At 60.2% G+C, this 16,884-nt stretch carries 29 protein-coding genes; 2 read left to right on the top strand and 27 right to left on the bottom strand.

Going from position 1 to position 16,884, the window contains the following annotated elements; genetic code table 11:
* Positions 1–24 precede the first annotated feature (24 nt).
* Both QE381_RS15540 and QE381_RS15535 read right to left on the bottom strand, forming a co-directional pair.
* A complete protein-coding gene (locus QE381_RS15540; RefSeq protein WP_307219603.1) occupies positions 25–318 on the bottom strand; it encodes a hypothetical protein in 294 nt (97 codons plus the stop codon).
* Between the two features lie 68 nt (positions 319–386).
* Positions 387–1,394, bottom strand: coding sequence for a hypothetical protein (locus QE381_RS15535; RefSeq protein ID WP_307219601.1), 1,008 nt, complete (start codon positions 1,392–1,394; stop codon positions 387–389).
* Between the two features lie 294 nt (positions 1,395–1,688).
* Here QE381_RS15535 and QE381_RS15530 point away from each other — a divergent pair, with 294 nt between their 5' ends.
* Together QE381_RS15530 and QE381_RS15525 are read left to right on the top strand one after the other, a co-directional pair.
* Positions 1,689–1,919: a hypothetical protein gene (locus tag QE381_RS15530; RefSeq protein WP_307219599.1), complete on the top strand. Its 231-nt coding sequence runs from the start codon at positions 1,689–1,691 to the stop codon at positions 1,917–1,919.
* Positions 1,920–1,962: 43 nt separating this feature from the next.
* Positions 1,963–3,057: a DUF4062 domain-containing protein gene (locus QE381_RS15525; protein ID WP_307219597.1), complete on the top strand. Its 1,095-nt coding sequence runs from the start codon at positions 1,963–1,965 to the stop codon at positions 3,055–3,057.
* A 61-nt stretch (positions 3,058–3,118) separates the two neighbouring features.
* On the opposite strand, the gene QE381_RS15520 is transcribed toward QE381_RS15525, so the two are convergent.
* The 25 genes from QE381_RS15520 to QE381_RS15400 form a co-directional block, all read right to left on the bottom strand.
* Complete coding sequence (locus QE381_RS15520; protein WP_307219595.1) at positions 3,119–3,304, bottom strand: DUF4314 domain-containing protein; 186 nt, start codon at positions 3,302–3,304, stop codon at positions 3,119–3,121.
* A 122-nt stretch (positions 3,305–3,426) separates the two neighbouring features.
* Positions 3,427–3,702 (bottom strand): hypothetical protein, encoded by a 276-nt coding sequence (locus QE381_RS15515; protein WP_307219593.1) that lies wholly within the window; start codon positions 3,700–3,702, stop codon positions 3,427–3,429.
* A 296-nt stretch (positions 3,703–3,998) separates the two neighbouring features.
* Positions 3,999–4,631: a hypothetical protein gene (locus QE381_RS15510; RefSeq protein WP_307219591.1), complete on the bottom strand. Its 633-nt coding sequence runs from the start codon at positions 4,629–4,631 to the stop codon at positions 3,999–4,001.
* 83 nt (positions 4,632–4,714) lie between these two features.
* Positions 4,715–5,050 (bottom strand): hypothetical protein, encoded by a 336-nt coding sequence (locus tag QE381_RS15505; protein ID WP_307219589.1) that lies wholly within the window; start codon positions 5,048–5,050, stop codon positions 4,715–4,717.
* A gap of 71 nt (positions 5,051–5,121) precedes the next feature.
* Positions 5,122–5,787: a hypothetical protein gene (locus tag QE381_RS15500; protein ID WP_307219587.1), complete on the bottom strand. Its 666-nt coding sequence runs from the start codon at positions 5,785–5,787 to the stop codon at positions 5,122–5,124.
* 42 nt (positions 5,788–5,829) lie between these two features.
* Positions 5,830–7,056: a S24/S26 family peptidase gene (locus QE381_RS15495; protein WP_307219585.1), complete on the bottom strand. Its 1,227-nt coding sequence runs from the start codon at positions 7,054–7,056 to the stop codon at positions 5,830–5,832.
* Between the two features lie 124 nt (positions 7,057–7,180).
* The gene (locus QE381_RS15490; protein WP_307219584.1) at positions 7,181–8,011 is read right to left on the bottom strand and encodes a hypothetical protein; all 831 of its coding nucleotides are present in this window, start codon (positions 8,009–8,011) and stop codon (positions 7,181–7,183) included.
* A 100-nt stretch (positions 8,012–8,111) separates the two neighbouring features.
* Complete coding sequence (locus tag QE381_RS15485; protein WP_307219582.1) at positions 8,112–8,375, bottom strand: hypothetical protein; 264 nt, start codon at positions 8,373–8,375, stop codon at positions 8,112–8,114.
* Positions 8,372–8,719, bottom strand: coding sequence for a hypothetical protein (locus QE381_RS15480; RefSeq protein WP_307219580.1), 348 nt, complete (start codon positions 8,717–8,719; stop codon positions 8,372–8,374). The genes QE381_RS15485 and QE381_RS15480 overlap by 4 nt, the downstream gene beginning before the upstream one ends.
* A gap of 40 nt (positions 8,720–8,759) precedes the next feature.
* A complete protein-coding gene (locus tag QE381_RS15475; RefSeq protein WP_307219578.1) occupies positions 8,760–9,338 on the bottom strand; it encodes a hypothetical protein in 579 nt (192 codons plus the stop codon).
* 47 nt (positions 9,339–9,385) lie between these two features.
* On the bottom strand, positions 9,386–10,030 hold the full coding sequence (locus QE381_RS15470) for a hypothetical protein (protein WP_307219576.1): 645 nt from the start codon (positions 10,028–10,030) through the stop codon (positions 9,386–9,388).
* Positions 10,031–10,126: 96 nt separating this feature from the next.
* Positions 10,127–10,396 carry a hypothetical protein gene (locus QE381_RS15465; RefSeq protein WP_307219574.1) on the bottom strand — a complete coding sequence of 90 codons (270 nt, stop codon included), beginning with the start codon at positions 10,394–10,396 and terminating at the stop codon, positions 10,127–10,129.
* Entirely contained in the window at positions 10,393–11,064 is a 672-nt protein-coding gene (locus tag QE381_RS15460) for a recombinase family protein (protein ID WP_307219572.1), read from the bottom strand. The genes QE381_RS15465 and QE381_RS15460 overlap by 4 nt, the downstream gene beginning before the upstream one ends.
* A gap of 12 nt (positions 11,065–11,076) precedes the next feature.
* Positions 11,077–11,451 (bottom strand): hypothetical protein, encoded by a 375-nt coding sequence (locus tag QE381_RS15455; RefSeq protein ID WP_307219570.1) that lies wholly within the window; start codon positions 11,449–11,451, stop codon positions 11,077–11,079.
* Positions 11,452–11,698: 247 nt separating this feature from the next.
* The gene (locus QE381_RS15450) at positions 11,699–11,971 is read right to left on the bottom strand and encodes a hypothetical protein (protein ID WP_307219569.1); all 273 of its coding nucleotides are present in this window, start codon (positions 11,969–11,971) and stop codon (positions 11,699–11,701) included.
* 52 nt (positions 11,972–12,023) lie between these two features.
* Entirely contained in the window at positions 12,024–12,353 is a 330-nt protein-coding gene (locus tag QE381_RS15445) for a hypothetical protein (protein ID WP_307219567.1), read from the bottom strand.
* Between the two features lie 155 nt (positions 12,354–12,508).
* Positions 12,509–12,757, bottom strand: coding sequence for a hypothetical protein (locus tag QE381_RS15440; protein WP_307219566.1), 249 nt, complete (start codon positions 12,755–12,757; stop codon positions 12,509–12,511).
* A 29-nt stretch (positions 12,758–12,786) separates the two neighbouring features.
* Positions 12,787–13,017 (bottom strand): hypothetical protein, encoded by a 231-nt coding sequence (locus QE381_RS15435; RefSeq protein WP_307219564.1) that lies wholly within the window; start codon positions 13,015–13,017, stop codon positions 12,787–12,789.
* A gap of 245 nt (positions 13,018–13,262) precedes the next feature.
* Complete coding sequence (locus QE381_RS15430; protein ID WP_307219562.1) at positions 13,263–13,640, bottom strand: hypothetical protein; 378 nt, start codon at positions 13,638–13,640, stop codon at positions 13,263–13,265.
* Entirely contained in the window at positions 13,637–14,287 is a 651-nt protein-coding gene (locus tag QE381_RS15425) for a hypothetical protein (RefSeq protein WP_307219561.1), read from the bottom strand. The genes QE381_RS15430 and QE381_RS15425 overlap by 4 nt, the downstream gene beginning before the upstream one ends.
* 3 nt (positions 14,288–14,290) lie before the next feature.
* Positions 14,291–14,446, bottom strand: a complete 156-nt coding sequence (locus tag QE381_RS15420) for a hypothetical protein (protein WP_307219559.1) — start codon at positions 14,444–14,446, stop codon at positions 14,291–14,293.
* Positions 14,447–14,494: 48 nt separating this feature from the next.
* Positions 14,495–14,662 carry a hypothetical protein gene (locus QE381_RS15415; protein ID WP_307219557.1) on the bottom strand — a complete coding sequence of 56 codons (168 nt, stop codon included), beginning with the start codon at positions 14,660–14,662 and terminating at the stop codon, positions 14,495–14,497.
* 23 nt (positions 14,663–14,685) lie between these two features.
* On the bottom strand, positions 14,686–15,102 hold the full coding sequence (locus QE381_RS15410) for a hypothetical protein (protein ID WP_307219555.1): 417 nt from the start codon (positions 15,100–15,102) through the stop codon (positions 14,686–14,688).
* A 141-nt stretch (positions 15,103–15,243) separates the two neighbouring features.
* Complete coding sequence (locus QE381_RS15405) at positions 15,244–15,993, bottom strand: hypothetical protein (protein WP_307219553.1); 750 nt, start codon at positions 15,991–15,993, stop codon at positions 15,244–15,246.
* Positions 15,990–16,739, bottom strand: a complete 750-nt coding sequence (locus QE381_RS15400; protein WP_307219551.1) for a signal peptidase I — start codon at positions 16,737–16,739, stop codon at positions 15,990–15,992. The genes QE381_RS15405 and QE381_RS15400 overlap by 4 nt, the downstream gene beginning before the upstream one ends.
* Between the last annotated feature and the right edge of the window lie 145 nt (positions 16,740–16,884).

The following is a 16,884-nucleotide window of genomic DNA, read 5'->3' as shown; positions in this document are numbered from 1 at the left end:
GCTTATGTGTCACACCCTCGCGGATCAGCCTTCGAGGAGTTCCATAGTGCGCGGTAGCTTCTCTCGAAGAAGTTCGATCCACGCCTGACGACGCGGCGCCTCGCACGGGTCGTAGGCCCACTCTTGAGCGGTATAGGCACGAATTGCCTGACCGAGAGCCCCGCAGAGAAACATGTCGAGTCGCGTACCGTGCTCACGGTGCCAAAGAATCTCCGCCACCTCTTCACCGTGTTCGCTCTTCATGAACCCGAACTCGCCGTAGTAGGCGCTATCCGTGGTGAACGATGCGATGGTCGCGAGCGCGTCAGTCTTTTTCATGGATGGAACCGTAATGGGACTCTTCGAAGAGTCAACGTGCTCTACGAGATTTGTTTAGCTTCGACGGCTTACAGCGAAAGTGATGCTTCCGTAATGAGCACGCGGTTCGCTGATTCTGAGTTCGCTCCGGCGTAGTTCGGCACGAGCTTGAGGGTCAACGTGCCTTTGGCGGTCGCCACAGTTTTGTCCTCCTGCCACGCGCTGTAGGTCACCTGTGCCGAGAAGTCCACGACGTAACCTCCGCGATCAGGGTCATAGGTGAGCACGACGTTCTCGGAACCGTCATCTATGGACCCCACCCATCGCGTACCTCCGGTCGGCAGGTAGTTTGCTTCGACCGGAGCTTTGGCGGTCGTGAGGATCGGCAGCGCCTCTGCACCGTTCGCCGTCAGCCAATCGCTCGTGAACAAGTCCGCGAGGGTTGCTTTCGTGGCGTCGGTGGCGGCATCCTCTGACGCGGCCTGCCAGCCACCGAAGCGGGGGTTGGTGAGCCTGTTAAGCATCACAGCGAACTCCGCGAGGAAACCTTCGCGCGTCCAGAAGGAGAACGCGAAGTTGGGCGAACCGTCTTCGACGGTGGCCTTCGTCACGTCGTCGGTGAAACCTGCCTCACGAGACGGGAGCACAGTGGCGGCGAAGTCTGTGTTGGTACCGACGAGGGTCTTTCCCGCTTCCGCGCGCACGGCGCTCACAGCGTCGGTTTCGGTGAAGCGACCGTCACCGCTACCGATGACCGGCGCTACCGGTGCTTCACGAGTGCTCCACTCTGCGACCTCGGTAGGGAAGACCGAATCACCGGTCTCCCACCACTCGTAGGGCACCGGCTCACCATGCTCTACGTCGCTCGTTTCCACGGGTGCCTCACCGGTGCCGCGGAAGTTCTGTGCGAACGGGTCATAGACCGCGAGGCCGACCACGAGAGCTACCGCGATTGTTCCGGCGGGAATGATGAGCGCGAGGCGGTTCTTCTTGACCTTCTTAGCCCGCTTACCAAGAAACGAGTTTTCCTTGCTCTTCTGTTGCTTTTCGTCTTCGATCAACTTCTCTAGATCGAAGCTCTGGTTCTCGTTGCTCATGGTGTTCTCCCCGTGTGGTGTCGTCGTAGACCTCTCTAACGAGCGCTGCACGAAACCTGACTCGCCGGTCGGCGTTGCTGCTGTCGCTCTCCCGCGGCGGGTAGCGAATACGACGTACCGTGCGAGATGAACGAGAGAGAGTCCGAGACCCGCAGCGGTGACGAACCAGCCATATAACGCAGGAGTTTGAGACTTATCGAGCGCCGGTTACGGTTTAAGTTCATGGCACTTGACCCATATTGGGACGCTTACGACAGGACGCTTGCTCGCATTGTCGAGGAGAAGCCTCAAGACATGGACACCCTCAAGCGGATACTCGACTCGTTCGAGCCGCCGTCTTCCGGTGACGCATTCTTCCCAGGAGGCGCGGACGAAACTCTCGCGGACGCCCTCCACAAAGCGGGGTGGGCGATCAGCTACCGCGAGGGCGACTACGTGTGGGTCGGTGTGTCTCCTACGGGAGAGAAGGTGTCGCACGTCGAAGGCGACCTCTATCGCGGTGACGTGACACTCCCCCGCGGCTGAGTCACGTCGAGCCGGGCGATGGCGGCTTCGGTAGTGTTCGCCTATGGATCGGCGCTACCAGGTCTTCATCAGTTCGACATTCACCGACCTCATAGATGAGCGGCGCGAGGTTACGCAGGCTTTACTTGAGATGGACTGCCTCCCCGCTGGCATGGAACTGTTCCCTGCGGGCAACACGGACCAGTGGACCCTGATTCAGGGCGTGATCGCGCAGAGCGACTACTACCTCGTGATCCTCGGTGGTCGTTACGGCTCTACGACCGAAGAGGGCGTGAGCTACACCGAGAAGGAGTACGACTACGCCATCGAGCTTGGCATTCCCGTCATGGGGTTCGTTCCTGCGGACGCTGACGCCATCCCAGTTGGCAAGACGGACAGAGACGACGCTGCCGCGAAGAAGCTAGCGGAGTTCCAGGCCAAAGTGCAGCGCAAGATGACGCGCGACTGGAAGAACGCGGAAGACCTTGGCTCGAAGGTCACTCGCGGCTTGATTCACCTCATAAAGAACAACCCGCGCCCTGGTTGGGTGCGCGGCGACGAGGCGATGACCCCCGAGACCAGAACGGAACTTGCCGAACTCAAAGCGACGATTGCCGAGTTCGAGAAGCGGGCGGTGGAGGAGAAGGCGGGCCTGTCCGAACAAATCGACACCACCTTCGCCCATGGTTCAGAGGTGGTCTCGCTTGCCATCACACATCGTGGACGCGACCCTCATTCTTACCGAACAGTGGATGAGGACGGCACTATGGACTACACCTGGGACGAGATAGTCGAGGTAATAGGTCCGTTCATGATCGATGAGGCTCCGGAACCCACGTTGCGAAGCACGCTAGAGAGTCACATCCTTCGGGACCTACAGGAGGAAGAAGACGGCGGGTGGGAGGAAGAATGGACGAACGAGACCGTACTCATCTCGGATCGATCCTGGGGCTCGATCATTGTGCAGCTCCGCGCCCTCGGCATTATCGCTACCGGCACGAAGAAGAGAACCGTCAGCGATAAGTCTGTCTACTGGCGATTGACTCCAGCTGGTGATGCCTATCTGGTGGGTTTGCGAGCAATCCCACACAACGCGAACGACGCCTCTGCGGAACCCGCGAGAGCGAAGCGATCATCGGTAGCGACTGACGAAAGATGATGCGTTCGCGGCTTCCGTGGTCGTAGAGTTATGACGCACCGTTCAGAGTGAGCTGGTCGACTCAGAGCACCACGAACCGGTCTTCTCCGGGGACGAGCCCGAGAGTAGCGCCGTTGTCCCACTTGACGTGGATGGTGTCAATGTCATCGACGTACTCGATGGTTCCTTCGTCTCCTTCACGGAGTCGGGTGAACTCGTCGGTGGTCGAGATGAGGCGCACGCGGGCACCTTTCGCGGTGATGTTCATGGATGGAACCGTATTTGGCTCTCTAGGAGAGTCAACGCGCTTTCTTGATTCGTCCGAGAACGACGAAGCCCCCGAAGATGTGAGGTCTTCGGGGGCTTACGTGCTTCGCATCGCGGGTGCGATCAGTGCGAAGGCTCCTTGTCGAGGAACTGCGCGAAGTCGACCACGGAGGCGACGGCGGCGGTGAACTTCTTCGCGGCCTCGTCCTTGTTCTTCGAGAGATACGGACGACTCCGCTTCGAGTCACGTTCGAGTTCTGCCAGCTTGTACCGGAGCAGACCGATCGCGGCGCGCGCGTCCTCGCGGGAGTTCGTCTGCTCCTCGGTCGCGGTGTTCACGGTCTCGTCCTTGACGTCGGTGGCGGCGGTCTTCGGGGCGGTCTTCGTGGCGTCGGCCATGATCTTTCCTTCGTTTGAGTGGTGAAGCGGTTGTTGGTGGAAGGAACGTTATTCGGACTCTTTGAAGAGTCAACTCGAAAACCGAGATTCGTTTGAGAGTGCTTCCAACGGTGTCGTTTCGGGGACGTGTGACACATTCACCAGTGACACTCTCCCGTCCTGAATGCAGTGATGATGTTGTCGATGCGCTCACGACGAGTAGTGCGTGCAGACTCGAATCCAGCGCCGTCCACACCCATAGGAAAGCCCCCGATGGTTTGGCTCATCGGGGGCTATGTCTCCTTCGGGCTATTCACTCAAGCAGCGGTGGTGTTTCCTACCGCTACCTCTTTCTCGATCCGCGCGAGGGCGTTCGGCAGGTGGGTCGCCATCACAGCCCGCTCATCGGAGTCTTGCCACTCGTTATCGTTCACGAAGTCAGGACGGGCGATGCGGGTCACGGAGTCGAGTAGGGGCGGCTTGCCATCCTGACGACCCCTGTGACCTAGACGTGCATGTAGCGCTGCATCCTTCGCGGCGCTTCGTCCCTGGCCGTGTTCCGCGGTGATGAGGGCGTGAGTTGCGCCGGAGGCGTTGAAGGTCTCGCTCCAATCCCAGTTGAACGGCGAGTCGGAGTAGAAGTGCTCGCGCAGCTCAAGCGGTGCGGACTCGGCAAACAACTCACGCTCATGCAACTCTCGTGCTGAGTGTCCGTCTTCGAGGAACCGCACACGTGCTTCTTGGATGCGCACTCTCGTCTGCACCTCCTTGTGCTCCTTGTCGAGTTCGGCGATGCGGGTTTCGGTCGTGCGTAGCTGTTCCTGGATGGCCGCTGTCGCCGCGTCTTTTTGCGAGGCGAAGTGGGCCTCCTCGCCGCCACGCGGGCACGCGCGCTTCGTCGCGGTGCATGGTTCGGGGTTGCCACTGGCGCTTACGTGAAACTTCTTCATGGTTGTCTCCTGTGTCGAGGTCGTAGGTAGCTCTCTAACGTGCGGCTCCGGCGAGTGAGCGTTCACCGACTGCCGCACGTGGACTATCGGTGGCGGGCCGCTAGCTCCTCCGCCTCAAGCGACAGCAAGAGGTCATGGTCACGGTTCAGAGCACGACCGAAGAAGAGGTGCGTCAACTCGTCACTGAGGACGTACGGCACGGCGAAGACGAGGAGTCCGAGAACCCATAGCGTTTGTGGTGCGCCTGTGAGGATGACGACGGCAGATACAGAGGCGAGGGAGAAGAGGTAGAGCGCCTTCGAGATGAGGTCGAGCGCGACGACCGTTCGTTGGCGACGACCCAGACGCGACAGCACTTCGGCTCGTTCGGCTTGTAGGGTTTCGGCGGTAGTAGACATGATGACCTCCTGACGGTTCACGGAGTTTTTCTAACGCGCCCATGAGAAAACCCCCGCCTATCTCGAGATTCGGCGGGGGTCTTAGGCTAGTGTCACGCGGCTACCGCGCTTGAATCGTCTCGTTTCGCCTCCCTTGCCTTTTGGATCATGAACTCACGGGGGTTCGGGTCGGCGGTGATGCTTCGCTTGACGGCCTCGAGGCCACCGTGGAGTTCTTGGGGAGCGTTCTCGCGGGTAGCGACGGTGAGGAGAAGAGCGAGGGATTCACTCGTGAACAACTCCTTCTCAGCCATCGACGCGGCGCTGGTCGCGGTCTCGCGGAAGTCGGCTCCCTCCGGCGCATCCCACGCGGCGATGCCGTCTGCCACACGTGCCTGAAGGTTCAGGAACGCTTCGTCCACGGCCTCCTCTTCGAACGCGGACAGGCGCGGCAGTAGAGCCTCCGCACGGGCGCGACGCTCACGGTCCTTGAGCGGTATGACTTTGTCGTTCTTCCCGTAGACGGTGGTGATGCGACCCGACACGGAGTACTCGCCGGTCTCCTCATCGGCGGGAGACACGGAGGTGATGCGGTAGCCGCCCTCGCCGTCCGCGCGGCGGATCTTGCCACCGCCGGCTCGTGCCACACCTCCGGCGCCGATGTAGTGCTTCACCTCGACACCTTCGAGCTCAAGCGGGCAACCGGTGACGCCGTGACCGGCCATCATCGTTGCTCGACAGCGCGTGTAGTAGCCGTCCGATTCGTGGTACTTCACCATGATTGCCTCCTCTGTGCGTACACCGACTGCTTGGCACGAATATCAATCACCGACACGGAACGAATCGTCCAAGTCGAAGAGACTGTGCTCGTTTCTGGCGGGTGCGGTCTCGTGAACGCGCAATGATGCGACCGCGGGCAGTTCGGTGCGGAGACTGCCGCTGGACGGTGGGAGCACGGTGTTGTGGCGTGCCGCCACAGAAGCGACGAAGGCATGCACATCTTCGTGGTCGTCCTCAAGGTCGAAGACCGGCAACGGAGCGTCGTCGGGCTCCCCGAAGGTCGGAAGCGGCACATCATCAGAGCCACCGAACATGGAGAACGGTGACTCCTCCGGCTCGTCGTAGATCGGCTTCGTCGGATCGAAGCTGTCCCACGCCGTCTTCTGTTGCTCAAGGAACGCGGCCTCTTCAGCGGCCTTCCTCGCCTTCTCCTCCTTCAGCTCGTCAACGACCGGTTGAATGTCATCCAGCGACTCGTCGTGTGAGCCGATGGCGGTGTCGTGGACGGTGACGGTGGCCTGTAGGCGAGCGATCGTCTCTCGCTGGCGCTCCTGGGAACGGCGGGCGATGCGCTCAAGGATCGATGGGACCAGACTCCAGGTGAGGATCGCGAACATCACGAGGATGATGAGGCCCCACGGACCGAACGGCAGAAGGCTTCCGACAGAGGCGAAGTTCGCCGTGAAGAGCGCCTTGAACAATTCACCCCACCAACCGAAATTGAGTGAGAAGAGCACGAGTACGGTGGCGAGCGGTTGCCCGATCTTGTTCCAGTGAACCCCTTGAATATCCGTGTTCGAGGCCTTGAAGACGTCGTTGGTGTTGTTGGCGTCACCACGAGTCGTATAGGTGCTGTCATCGTTCACCTCGACCACGCGGTGTAGGTACGGCACCTGACCATCCTTGGAGATGAGCGCCACCTCACCGACGTCGAGCTTGTCGTGAGACTGACTGAAGTGCTTCGTCAAAGAGATGTCGCCACGTTCGATGGAACCGGCCATGGAGTCGGTGAGCACAACGTTGGAGGTGAGGCCGAGGGACAGAGGACCGGTCATGAGCAAGGCGACGAAGAGCGCAACGAGTCCTACGGCGCGGGCGACGTGGAGAGTCGACTTGTCAACCCACCGGAAGACACCCTCTTTTCGACGCGCACGGCGACGCAAACGCGCCGCGACTTCTTCCGGATTCTCCTGCTCTCCCTCGTTGAGTACGGTTTCGTCCTCGTCTTGTTCTTCGACTGACTGCGCGTCGCTTCTCACGGTTGTCATCGATTCGTCTCCTCGTTTGGTGAATCATGTTCAAGTCATAAGTTGTTTCTAACGCGCTCTGCCGCTGACCAAACAAAAGAGCCCCACGTCGCTAAGGACGTGGGGCTCTTGTCGTGTTTTTTGATCAGCCTCCGACGGTGGTTTCGGATACTCCGTTGGCGGAGATGTTAGCGAGGTCGGCTAGCGGGATGAGGTAGAACTCACCAACGCGATTGTTCAACTGCTCGGCACCGCGGTAGAGGTCGGAGTTCCCGGAGGAGTCAGCCGCAGAGAAGGTGAACGCGAGGATGAACTCTTGGCTGAAAGCTCGCAGGTCAGCCGCCGTGAAGTTCTCGGCGCTGGTGGGAGGGGTGACGGTGATTCTGTACTCGACGTTCTCAGCGGGCTCGATGAGGTGGCTGTTGTGACGGTATGCGTGCGCGGGCACGAAGCCGTTGGTGGCGAACTGACGGAGAGTAACGGTCGTCGCTACCCAACGGTTGTCATCACCCAGAGCGGAGATGGTGAATCGAGTGTTGTCGAGGAAGCCATCGGTGAAGTTGGCTACATCGAGGTTCGGAGCGGAGAGCGCCGCGTGGCCGGAGATGTTACCCACGTTCGTGGCAGTGACAGAGAACTCTTCGGCGGCTTGATCGGGAGAAATGTCCTTCCTGATGACACCGGATTCGTCGGTGAAGACGAGTCCGGCCTTTGCCTCACCGGTGATTGCGTTGCCTTCGCGAACGGTCTCAACGGTCAGTGAGGCATAGGTCAGGCTGCCCACGCCGGTGATGGCGATTGCGAGGGCGAGTCCGAGAGCAAGAATCCCGCGGGGGCGGCTCTGCGGGGTTTCGTATACCGCTTCGACGGACGCTTCGGCGGCGTCCTCCGGCGCAGTGGTGGTCTCATCGACGGGTTCGTTTGCCTCGTCGGTGGTGGCAGCGTTGTCGGTGCCTGTTTCGTTTTCGGTGGTCATGTCCTGCTTCTCCAATGTGTTGTGAGGGTTTCGGCACCCTTTCTGGGGGTGGTAGTTGCGCCGGTCGGAATATCGTTCGAGGTGCGTCTAGCGGCACCGGTCAATGGTCGTCGCTCACCTCCTCGAGGAACGGCGCGTACTGGGCCGCTGCGGCTCGTAGATCGTCCGTGTTCGCCTGCGGCACGGGCACGCCGAGAAGACCAGCGAAGTGACCCATGGCGTAGGCGGCGAGGAAGAAGAGTGGAGTACCCCAAGCCGCTCCCTTGCCGAACTTCTTGAGTCCTGGCAGGGCTCGTTCAAAGGCGTCCGCGGCTCGCTGTGATGCGCTGGCGAAGCGGCCACGGGCCGCGGCGATGACGGTCATGACTCCTCCCCGAGTACATTGCGACCGGCGAGTAGGTCGTTGAGTTGTGGCGTGGTGAGTAGGTCCGCGTCGATGCTGATGAGTTGGTGGTAGCGGGCGCTTCGGCGGCGCTTGAAACCCTTGGCGTACTCCTCATCGATGGTCGCGAGGCTCCACAGGAAGTCGTTGATGAGGTCTTCGTTCGGCTCGTCGGTCATGAACCACTCGTCGACATGTTCGAGGAAGTAGTCAGCGAGGTTCCCGTAGGTGACGTGGAAGCTGTAGTCGTCGTCGCGGTTGTGTAGCCAACTCACGACCTCCGCGGCGTAGATGTGGGCGGCTGGGTACGGATTGATCGGGGTCATGTCCCTTCTCCTTGTGATTGGTGGGCTGGGGGTCGTTGGGTCAGTAGACGTGGTGGGCGACCACGGAAAGTTCCGGTAGTTCGGTCATGGGTGTGTAGGGCTGCACTGTCGGAGCGGTGGTCACACGAACGTTGAACGCCACCGTCTCCCCTCCCTTCACGTAAGTGCCTGAATCTCCACGCATCTCGTTGATGAGGTCTCCGTCAAGGGCGAAGTCGCGAAGCGAACCCCTCCACACGCGGACGTCGCCTTCGGCGAACACGAGTCGGACACGAACTTCCGTGTCGTCAAGCTCGTCGGCGGTGAAGTTCGCCGTGTCGAAGCCGTCGAGAGTGAGGATGAGCTTTCCGGGTACGTCACGGTTGACGACTTCGCCGGACCAGGAGGCGGTGAGAACCCCGTTCTCAAGTGAGGATGAGCTATCGCTGTGCTTCCAGTCGAAACCCACCTCTCCCGCGGCTTTCGCGTCCTCATATGCTTCGTGTCGCACCTGCGCAACTTCAGCCTGCGTCGAGGTCCCGGAATAGCGTTCGGTGAGGTAGTCATGGAACGCGAGATTCGGTACTACTGCTAAAGCGACGATCAGGGGGAGGTAAATGAGTCTGCGATCTAGTTTCATGGTGTTTCTCCTTGTTGTGTGAAGACCTCTCTAACGAGTCCGCTTGATTAGTCGCGTGATTCGTTGGGGTCGAAGCCCCACTTGTTCTCGGCCCAGTCCTTGGGGTCGAGTTGGCGGGTTGCCTCGAAGCGTTCCTGCTTGATGCGGAGCGCCATGTTCCATGCCGTCTTGAGCTTCGCTAGCTCGTGGACCTCGTTGCCGCGGGCGGTTGCCGCGTGCTTGTCGATGAGCGCGATGTTGTGGAGGATGCGCTGACGGCCACGAAAGGAGGCCTTGAATGCGAAGTGGCGGGTATTGTGCCGCGGGTCGCGGTTGACCGACTCGGAGTTGTTGCTGTTGTAGCAATAGACCGACTTGAGGAGCGCCTTCGCGATGAAGCGCCCTTCGAGGAACTTCGCTTCGAGGCCGTCGTCGGCCCACGCGAGAAGCTTTTTCGAGAAGTTGTGGACACCGTAGCCGCGTGCTTCGGTGAAGAGGTATGAGCCGGAGCCCATGTAGTGACGCCAGTCCTCCTCGGAGTTCGAGCGGTGCTGCCCGACGTAGATCGAACCTGTTACTTCATTAGTGATGAGGTAGATGTAGAACGGGTGGCGGGTGAGTCCCGCTACGGTCGGTGCATTGTCGTTGGCGTTCGTGGTGTTGTCGCCGTAGACAGTCTTGCGATCAACGAAGGTCGAGGTAGGGTTCGACATTCCTTTCTGCTCCTTGCTTGGAGCCCCATGGTGATAGGTGGGCTGATTGGTTGTAGTCCTCTCTAACGAGTCCAGCTAGAAACCTTGAGCGCGTCGTCACCGCAAGAAGCGCTCGACAACTTCGTCAACGGTCGTGGTGGCGTCGGCACCGAACCACTCGTGCTCGTAGCACTCGACGTACCGTCCCAGGTAGCGGGTGTTCTCGATGGCAGTAGTGGGATGCGCGTCGATGTAGGCAGCGACGGCGACACGCGCGGCAGCAGTGACCGCCCGCGAGCGGTCTCGCTCCTCGTCGGTGACGGTGCGACCGAACGGGTACTCTTCACCGGCAAGGATGCAGGGGACGTGTGACACGTCCACGCTCACTTCTTCCTCTGTGCCGCGCGCTTCTCTGCTTCCCACTCCTCGCGGGTTTGGTAGGGACCGGCACCGTAGAGCCCGAGGACACGAAGCACGGTCGAGCGCGAGGTGCTGTTGCGGTTCGCGATCTGCGCCGGAGTCCAGCGACCGGACTCGTGGTCGGCCTTGATGCTGTCCACGTCCTTCTGCTTCAACTTCGGGGGGTGTCCGAACTTGACACCCTTCTCGCGGGCGACCTTCCGACCTTCGGCGGTACGCGAGTTGATGAGCGCTCGTTCGAACTCCGCGAGAGCGCCGAAGACCTGTAGCTGGAACTTCGATGCGGGGCTGTCGGGGTCGTAGTTGAGTGAGTTATCGAGGGTGAAGAACTTCGCGCCCATGTCGGCTAGCTCCTGCACACCGTGAAGCAGATCCGGCAGCGAGCGGCTGAATCGGTCAAGCTTCGTCACGACCACCGTCACGCGGTAGCCCTCATCGGTGAGTTCGCGTACACGGTCGAAGAGGTCGCGGTAGGTGGACGAGTGTGCGTTCCGGCTGCCGGAGACCTTCTCGGCGAAGACCTCTGTCGCTCCCGCGGCTTCGAGGAGTTCAACCTGATTGTCGGTTCGTTGTCCTGCGGTCGAGACTCGCGCATAGCCGAGAACGGCTTCGAGTCGGTTGGTCTTCGTGCTCATGTCTTACTCCTTTCAGAATCGTGCGGGTAGGGGTCGTGTAGGAATGCCGCCACCCTTGGGGCGGGGAACGTCGTAATGCTTGCGAACCACGGAGGCGTCGTCGGTGTCTCCGCCGAAGGCGTTCTCCTCAGCCGCCTCTATCAGACACTCCACTTCGCGAGGCTTCTTGTTGAACGTCTTTGCTAGGTGCTGGATCATTTCGTCGCGTGTCGCACCAACGGCGGTGTCCGAAGACTTCTGCCACTTCGCACTCCACCCGTCTCCTCGTTTCATCGAGAGTTCCCATACCTGCTTGTTCGAGTAGTGCCCCCCGCCTAAATCGACGGTCTTTCTCTCCAAGTGGTAGTGAAGGTCACCGATGTTCCACTTCAGCTCTGCTTTACCCATGTTTGCGTTCCTCCAGGTAGTAGATGCGTTCGGTGGACCTTTCTAACGGGTATTTGAGTGAACCGTGTGTAGTGGACTTGTTCTCAATATCACTCCCGCGTCTTTTCGCACCTGTCCATCACTTGTAACAACTGGACACGTCGAAACACGCGCTAGACGTCATCTATAGGTGTGACACGCACCACGCACACGACGAACCCCCTCGCCGGTCGTCCTAGAACCAATGAGGGGGTTTCGCGGGGCAGTGTCACGCGAACAGGTCAGCGAGCAACTTGGCGACGATGGGCTCCTCGCTCGCCTTGTCTTTCCCAGCCGTGTACCACGCCGTGCGGTGCGCAAGCAGGTAGCTCAGGACGAGCCCGACTAGCTTCTCCTTATCAGCACGAGACTGGTACTTCGGATCGCCTTGCTGCTCGACACCCACAATTGAGTGAGCGAGCGCGCGCCGAATCAGCGGCTCCGGCAGGTTCACGTCGTGGTTGAAGAAGACCTCGTGGTCGTCGTCCTTTCCGAGCTTCACTTTTGCTCTTGTAATCATGATGAGCTTTCCTCGTTTGATGGTGAAGGAGTCTCTAACGACTCTCGGAGAAAATCGTCAAGCATATCCGTAGTGAGCTTGCCGCGTCGTGCTCTTCCTCCTCGCTCAATCGCGGATCGTTCCACTGGTCGGAGTTGAGCAGGAGCCAACTTAGAGCCTGTGACGTGCTCTTTTCGAAGAACGCGATGTTGTGAACGCCGAAGAAGGCGGACAGGTAGCGGGTGGCGGCTTTCGCGTGATGTAAGCCGCGTTCGACGAGCGGTTCAGGATAGTCGTGCGGCTCATCGAAGGTAACTTCAAGTGCAGCGGGAGTGAAGAGACCGGCTGGCCGGAACTTGACGGTTGCGTATGGCTTGCCATGCATGGTGTTGCTCCTCTCGCGTGGGGTTGTCGTTCACGCGGTGAAGCGAAATATCGTGAGGTCGCATAGGAGAACCCCCACCGTGTCAAATAAGGAAACGCACGGTGGGGGGTTCAGTGATCGCGACCCCTCATCCCCAATCAGAGTCGCCTTCAGCGTCACATATCGGTCTCTGCCGACTCAGAGGGAACGCGATCGTTGACGGCTGCTTCCCAAACCTGATGGAAAACGGCAGTCAGTACCTCCTCGTACTCTTCCTCGCTCATGAGGGTGTGAATCATGCTCGCGCGTAACGCAGCGTCAACGGCAGGGCGAAGCGTGCCGGTGACAAAGTCGTAGTCGACCAAACACTCAAAGGGCAAAGTGTCGAGTCCTGGGATGGTCACGACGGTTTGGTCGTCGGTCATGGGCGTCTCCTTCCTAACGGTGGCGAATATCAAGCGCGGTCGAAGAAGCGCTGGATGACGATGATGTAGCGGGTGTCTCCCTCATCGTGCGAGGCCCACTCGTCGGCGTGCTCTACGAGGTACGCTTCAAGGTCGGCAATCCATACCTCCGGCTGTGAGAAGAACTCCGCGCTCTCAATCTCGTTCGTGGCGAGGTCGTGTGCGGTGAGTCGAACGTCGATGACGCTTACGGCGCTTTGGGTTTTCGTTCTGCGGAACATGGCTGCCTCCTTCGCTGGCGGTGATGGAGGGTTCTCTAACGCGCCTCGGAGAAAAGCCGTGATCGGACAGTGGCTCGCGTTCTGTGGCGCGACGCTTCATGGTCGAGCGTTCGTGTATTGCTCGAAGGACAGGCGCGGAGACTTCGACTGGTGACGTTCCACACGCAAGCGAGAGCCCCGACCAGGAGACAATCGGTCGGGGCTCTCGGAGCTAGCGGCGGTGCCAAAACGCGCCGTAATGGCTATCAACGAAGCCGCTGCACCAACTCCATCCTGTGTTCCCAAAGCACGTGCGGGTGTGCGGAGTCGGTGTAGACCGGCAGGTTCTGCTTCCGGAGGGAGTAGAACGCTTGTTGCGCCGCTCTCTCGTCGGGGAACTCGCGACGCTCGACCTTGCGTGAGCGCACGATGAGGAACGGGAGGGACATAGCTTCGTACTCGCGGCTGGCCGCGTGCTCCGTGGCGTGATGATCCTCGGGCTCTCCCCACCCGCAGGTGTTCGGTCTCCTGCACCTCATGGGCTTGCCGTTACCGACGTCGATGTGCCACGTGAACCCTTGTGTCTCCATGAGCGTGTTGTTGCGGGCGATGGCTGCTTCTCTGATCCGTGGGTCTTCCATCATTCACCGCCTCTCAAAATGTCGATGAGTTCCTGATTGCGTGAGGCGGGACGCTCCGGCAGCGGCTCCGCGATGATCGACTCACTCGCACGTAGTGCGGCTCGAAGGCGGGCGTAGTGTTCCGTCGAGAGCTTCGTTCGCACGCTGTGTTCCTCGTAAGTACCGAAGAGCCGGTAGCTGTCCGGCGGTTCGTGTTCGACGCCATCGAGAAACTTCTTGAAGACGTCTCCCGCCTTTTGTCCTGGTCGAAGCTTGAGGTCAACAGTCGTGAACTTTCCGTCTGCCTCGTAGAGGATCGGAAGACGAACACGAGTGGTGCCGTTGTAGAGCTTCGTCACGACTACCCCGTTGCCGGACTCGCGTCCGTTCTCCATGAAGAAGACCTCTTCGCGGGAGGCAACATGGCGGGCGTCGTCCTCGTGAACGTCGAGGCGTTCTCTTCTGGCGGCTCCAACGAGAGTGTTCTCGCGGGCGAGGAGCACGTGCGCCGGTCGTCTACGCAAAGGCGCAGCGATCGGCATGGTCGCGTGGGTGGCGGCGACCGCTTCGGCCTGCGAGTCGAAGTGGCTCTCCTTCCCGTAGGGGCAGGCACGGAGCGATGCAGTGCACGCTCCGACCTGCCCGTCGGTGGTTCTGTGAAAGCGAGCCACGGTTCAGTCCTCGTCCTTCTCGTAGTAGTTGACGTCGGCGGTTTCGACCACTTGAGGTACGAAGTTGCCTTTGTCATCGAATTCCCACGTGAGCTTGAAGTCCTGTTTGATTGCATTCTGGTCAATGCGCTCGTTGTTGTCGTTGGGCTGATCGTTCATGAGGGTTACTCCTTCTTTCGTTGGTGTAGTCCTCTCTAACGAGACCTCTCAGCTACTTACCGATTCTTGGAACCACGGCATAGAAATGAACCAGTCCGCAACCATGCCGATCAGCCATACCGTGCGTCCCCACGTCCACTTGATGGTTGCGCCTATGTCCCAGTTGAAGGTGATGAGAAGAGCAACGGCGAGGCCGGTGACGACGACGGTCGCCACGAGGTTAATGAGTAGCCGGAACATCAGTCCTGCTCCTCGTCGGGCGTCGCGTCCCAGTAGCTGTTGACGAAGCCGGTAGTGGGGTTGCGGTCCGCATCGAGGTCACCGTTAGTTTCGGCGTCCGCGGCGAGCTTGTCGCGCCAGTCCTCGCGTACCCGCTGCGGTCGATTCGCCGCGGAGGTACGGAATGCCTCGAGGTCGTTAACGCTGAGGGATGCACTCGACTCGCGCGGCGCGCGTGCTCGACGGGTCGGCACGAGACCACTGAAGTTGTCGGGGATGGTCACCCCCATGTCCGCGTGGCTTTCGAGGGCTTTCATGGTGAGGGCGTAGTTGGCCGAAGCCTTGTCAGGGAAGTGTTCGTCGGCGTCGAGCGGACAGCGCTGTATCGACGCGGTACACGGCTGAACGTTGCCGTTCCGAGTGGTGTGGTACTTCATGGGCTTCCTCCCGCATCGTGTCGGCGTACACCGACTGCTTGGTACGAGACGAATATCGATGAGGGGCTTCTACGTGTCGCGCGTTCCCGCAACGCAAAGGCCCCGTGTACCGAAGCACACGGGGCCGATGGGTCATGCCGATCAGAGGATGATCTTGTCAACCTCGGAGACGGGGAGGGTGAAGACGGTAACCATCTTGCTCTGTAGCTGGCCCGCGAAGTTCGAGTTCATGTCCGGCTTGAGCATCCCACCACGCTGCTCACCGTGCTGAGATGCGTAGTCCCAGAGCGGAGACAGAGTGGGGTGGGTCAGCTGGTTGAAGGTCAGCTGAGTACCGAAGTTAATGTCTACGGCTTCGGCGGAGGCTTCGCTGCTCCATGTGTAGGTGGTCGGGGAAAGAATCTCGATAGTGACGGCGACTGCCTCGTCAGGACCGAGAATGTGGTTGGTCACGAAGGCGGTGTTGAGGTATTCGCGCATCGTGCCAGCCCAATCGTCGCTGCCACCACCCAGAACCGGTACGTGAACGATCACGTAAGTCTCGTCCCAGATCGGGTTGTTGGGGTCGAGTTCGGGGACGTCCACGTTGCGGAACATCCACTGCGCCTTAATGTCACCGTCGTTCTGGAAGACGATGTTCCTAATGTCACGCTTGAAGCTCATGTCATCGGTCGGGGTGATGTTGGTGTCGAACTTCTGGCTTGCGGAGTGGTACGAGAAGCCGAACTTGTCGAATTGCTCGGAGTACACGTGCTGACTGTCGGAGCCATCGGTGATCGTCTGGTTCAAGTTGGCGTAGGTTGCTCCCGCCGCTGCGCCACCGGCGATGATGGCGCCGACGAGGGCAAGCGCGACAGCGCGTCTCTTCTTCTTGTTGTTCTGAATGGTCATTGCTGTTTCTCCTGGTTGTTGCTCGGACCGGTAGCCGTGAGGTCGGCTACGGGTTCAATATCGTTCTGGGGCTCGGATCCGGCCTGCTCTTCCTCGGACTCTGCGCGCCGCGCTTTGTGTTCCTGCCGCGCTTCGATCACTTCGGGGATGACCCACCACACGAGCAGAGCCGCGACAACGAGAGCTACCGGACCCCACGGCGTCGTCGGCAACAGAGCGGCAAGTGCGTCCCACTGCCCGCCGACGACAGCACCCGTGGCGTTGGCCCACCATTCCGGGTTCAAGCTCATGACCGTGATGAAGCCCGCGAGCGGCTGAGGGATGACGTGAACAAGCACTCCCCACAGGTCGTCTTCGGACGGCTGGAAGAGGTCAGGCGCGTCGTTCGCATCACCCTTCGTAACGGCGCGTCCGTCGTCCCCTACCGCTTGCACGCGGTGAGTGAACTTTGTGTCGCTGGTGTCCTTGAAGCCGACGACTACTCCCGGACGTAGCTCGCCACCCACGGGCGTGCGCATCACCGCGACCTCGCCGACCTTGATCGTCGGTTCCATCGAGCCGGTGAGTACGGTCTCGTAGGAGTAACCGAGGAACCATTGGAACGTGGCGGGAATGGCGGCAAGTATCACAAGTGCGACCACGCCCCACTGCGCGAGCGTCAACGCGAGCGAACCCGTCGAGGCTGTCGCTTCACCAACTCGTCGTGTGAACTTGTCCCGTCGTTGCTTCTCTGGATCGTCAATCATTGCGCTACTCCTTGTTCGTTGTGCGAAGGAGTTTCTAACGCGGTTGACCGGCAGCCACGCGAATAATCGACAACAAGTTTCGGGGTCGATGAAGAGCAAGTTGAGCGCGTCAGATCGCGCTCTCCCCCCCACCGATGAGAACCCT

The sequence above is a fragment of the Microbacterium sp. SORGH_AS_0888 genome (assembly GCF_030818905.1).
Lineage (GTDB): Bacteria > Actinomycetota > Actinomycetes > Actinomycetales > Microbacteriaceae > Microbacterium.
Note: the sequence above shows the minus strand (reverse complement) of the source record. Positions and strands in the feature narration are given on the sequence as shown.

Bases quoted from the DNA above. Each gene is read 5' to 3' on its own strand.
- QE381_RS15540 (WP_307219603.1), bottom strand. From the start codon at position 318: ATGAAAAAGACTGACGCGCTCGCGACCATCGCATCGTTCACCACGGAT.
- QE381_RS15535 (WP_307219601.1), bottom strand. From the start codon at position 1,394: ATGAGCAACGAGAACCAGAGCTTCGATCTAGAGAAGTTGATCGAAGAC.
- QE381_RS15530 (WP_307219599.1), top strand. From the start codon at position 1,689: ATGGACACCCTCAAGCGGATACTCGACTCGTTCGAGCCGCCGTCTTCC.
- QE381_RS15525 (WP_307219597.1), top strand. From the start codon at position 1,963: ATGGATCGGCGCTACCAGGTCTTCATCAGTTCGACATTCACCGACCTC.
- QE381_RS15520 (WP_307219595.1), bottom strand. From the start codon at position 3,304: ATGAACATCACCGCGAAAGGTGCCCGCGTGCGCCTCATCTCGACCACC.
- QE381_RS15515 (WP_307219593.1), bottom strand. From the start codon at position 3,702: ATGGCCGACGCCACGAAGACCGCCCCGAAGACCGCCGCCACCGACGTC.
- QE381_RS15510 (WP_307219591.1), bottom strand. From the start codon at position 4,631: ATGAAGAAGTTTCACGTAAGCGCCAGTGGCAACCCCGAACCATGCACC.
- QE381_RS15500 (WP_307219587.1), bottom strand. From the start codon at position 5,787: ATGGTGAAGTACCACGAATCGGACGGCTACTACACGCGCTGTCGAGCA.
- QE381_RS15495 (WP_307219585.1), bottom strand. From the start codon at position 7,056: ATGACAACCGTGAGAAGCGACGCGCAGTCAGTCGAAGAACAAGACGAG.
- QE381_RS15490 (WP_307219584.1), bottom strand. From the start codon at position 8,011: ATGACCACCGAAAACGAAACAGGCACCGACAACGCTGCCACCACCGAC.
- QE381_RS15485 (WP_307219582.1), bottom strand. From the start codon at position 8,375: ATGACCGTCATCGCCGCGGCCCGTGGCCGCTTCGCCAGCGCATCACAG.
- QE381_RS15480 (WP_307219580.1), bottom strand. From the start codon at position 8,719: ATGACCCCGATCAATCCGTACCCAGCCGCCCACATCTACGCCGCGGAG.
- QE381_RS15475 (WP_307219578.1), bottom strand. From the start codon at position 9,338: ATGAAACTAGATCGCAGACTCATTTACCTCCCCCTGATCGTCGCTTTA.
- QE381_RS15470 (WP_307219576.1), bottom strand. From the start codon at position 10,030: ATGTCGAACCCTACCTCGACCTTCGTTGATCGCAAGACTGTCTACGGC.
- QE381_RS15460 (WP_307219572.1), bottom strand. From the start codon at position 11,064: ATGAGCACGAAGACCAACCGACTCGAAGCCGTTCTCGGCTATGCGCGA.
- QE381_RS15455 (WP_307219570.1), bottom strand. From the start codon at position 11,451: ATGGGTAAAGCAGAGCTGAAGTGGAACATCGGTGACCTTCACTACCAC.
- QE381_RS15445 (WP_307219567.1), bottom strand. From the start codon at position 12,353: ATGCATGGCAAGCCATACGCAACCGTCAAGTTCCGGCCAGCCGGTCTC.
- QE381_RS15440 (WP_307219566.1), bottom strand. From the start codon at position 12,757: ATGACCGACGACCAAACCGTCGTGACCATCCCAGGACTCGACACTTTG.
- QE381_RS15435 (WP_307219564.1), bottom strand. From the start codon at position 13,017: ATGTTCCGCAGAACGAAAACCCAAAGCGCCGTAAGCGTCATCGACGTT.
- QE381_RS15430 (WP_307219562.1), bottom strand. From the start codon at position 13,640: ATGATGGAAGACCCACGGATCAGAGAAGCAGCCATCGCCCGCAACAAC.
- QE381_RS15420 (WP_307219559.1), bottom strand. From the start codon at position 14,446: ATGAACGATCAGCCCAACGACAACAACGAGCGCATTGACCAGAATGCA.
- QE381_RS15410 (WP_307219555.1), bottom strand. From the start codon at position 15,102: ATGAAGTACCACACCACTCGGAACGGCAACGTTCAGCCGTGTACCGCG.
- QE381_RS15405 (WP_307219553.1), bottom strand. From the start codon at position 15,993: ATGACCATTCAGAACAACAAGAAGAAGAGACGCGCTGTCGCGCTTGCC.
- QE381_RS15400 (WP_307219551.1), bottom strand. From the start codon at position 16,739: ATGATTGACGATCCAGAGAAGCAACGACGGGACAAGTTCACACGACGA.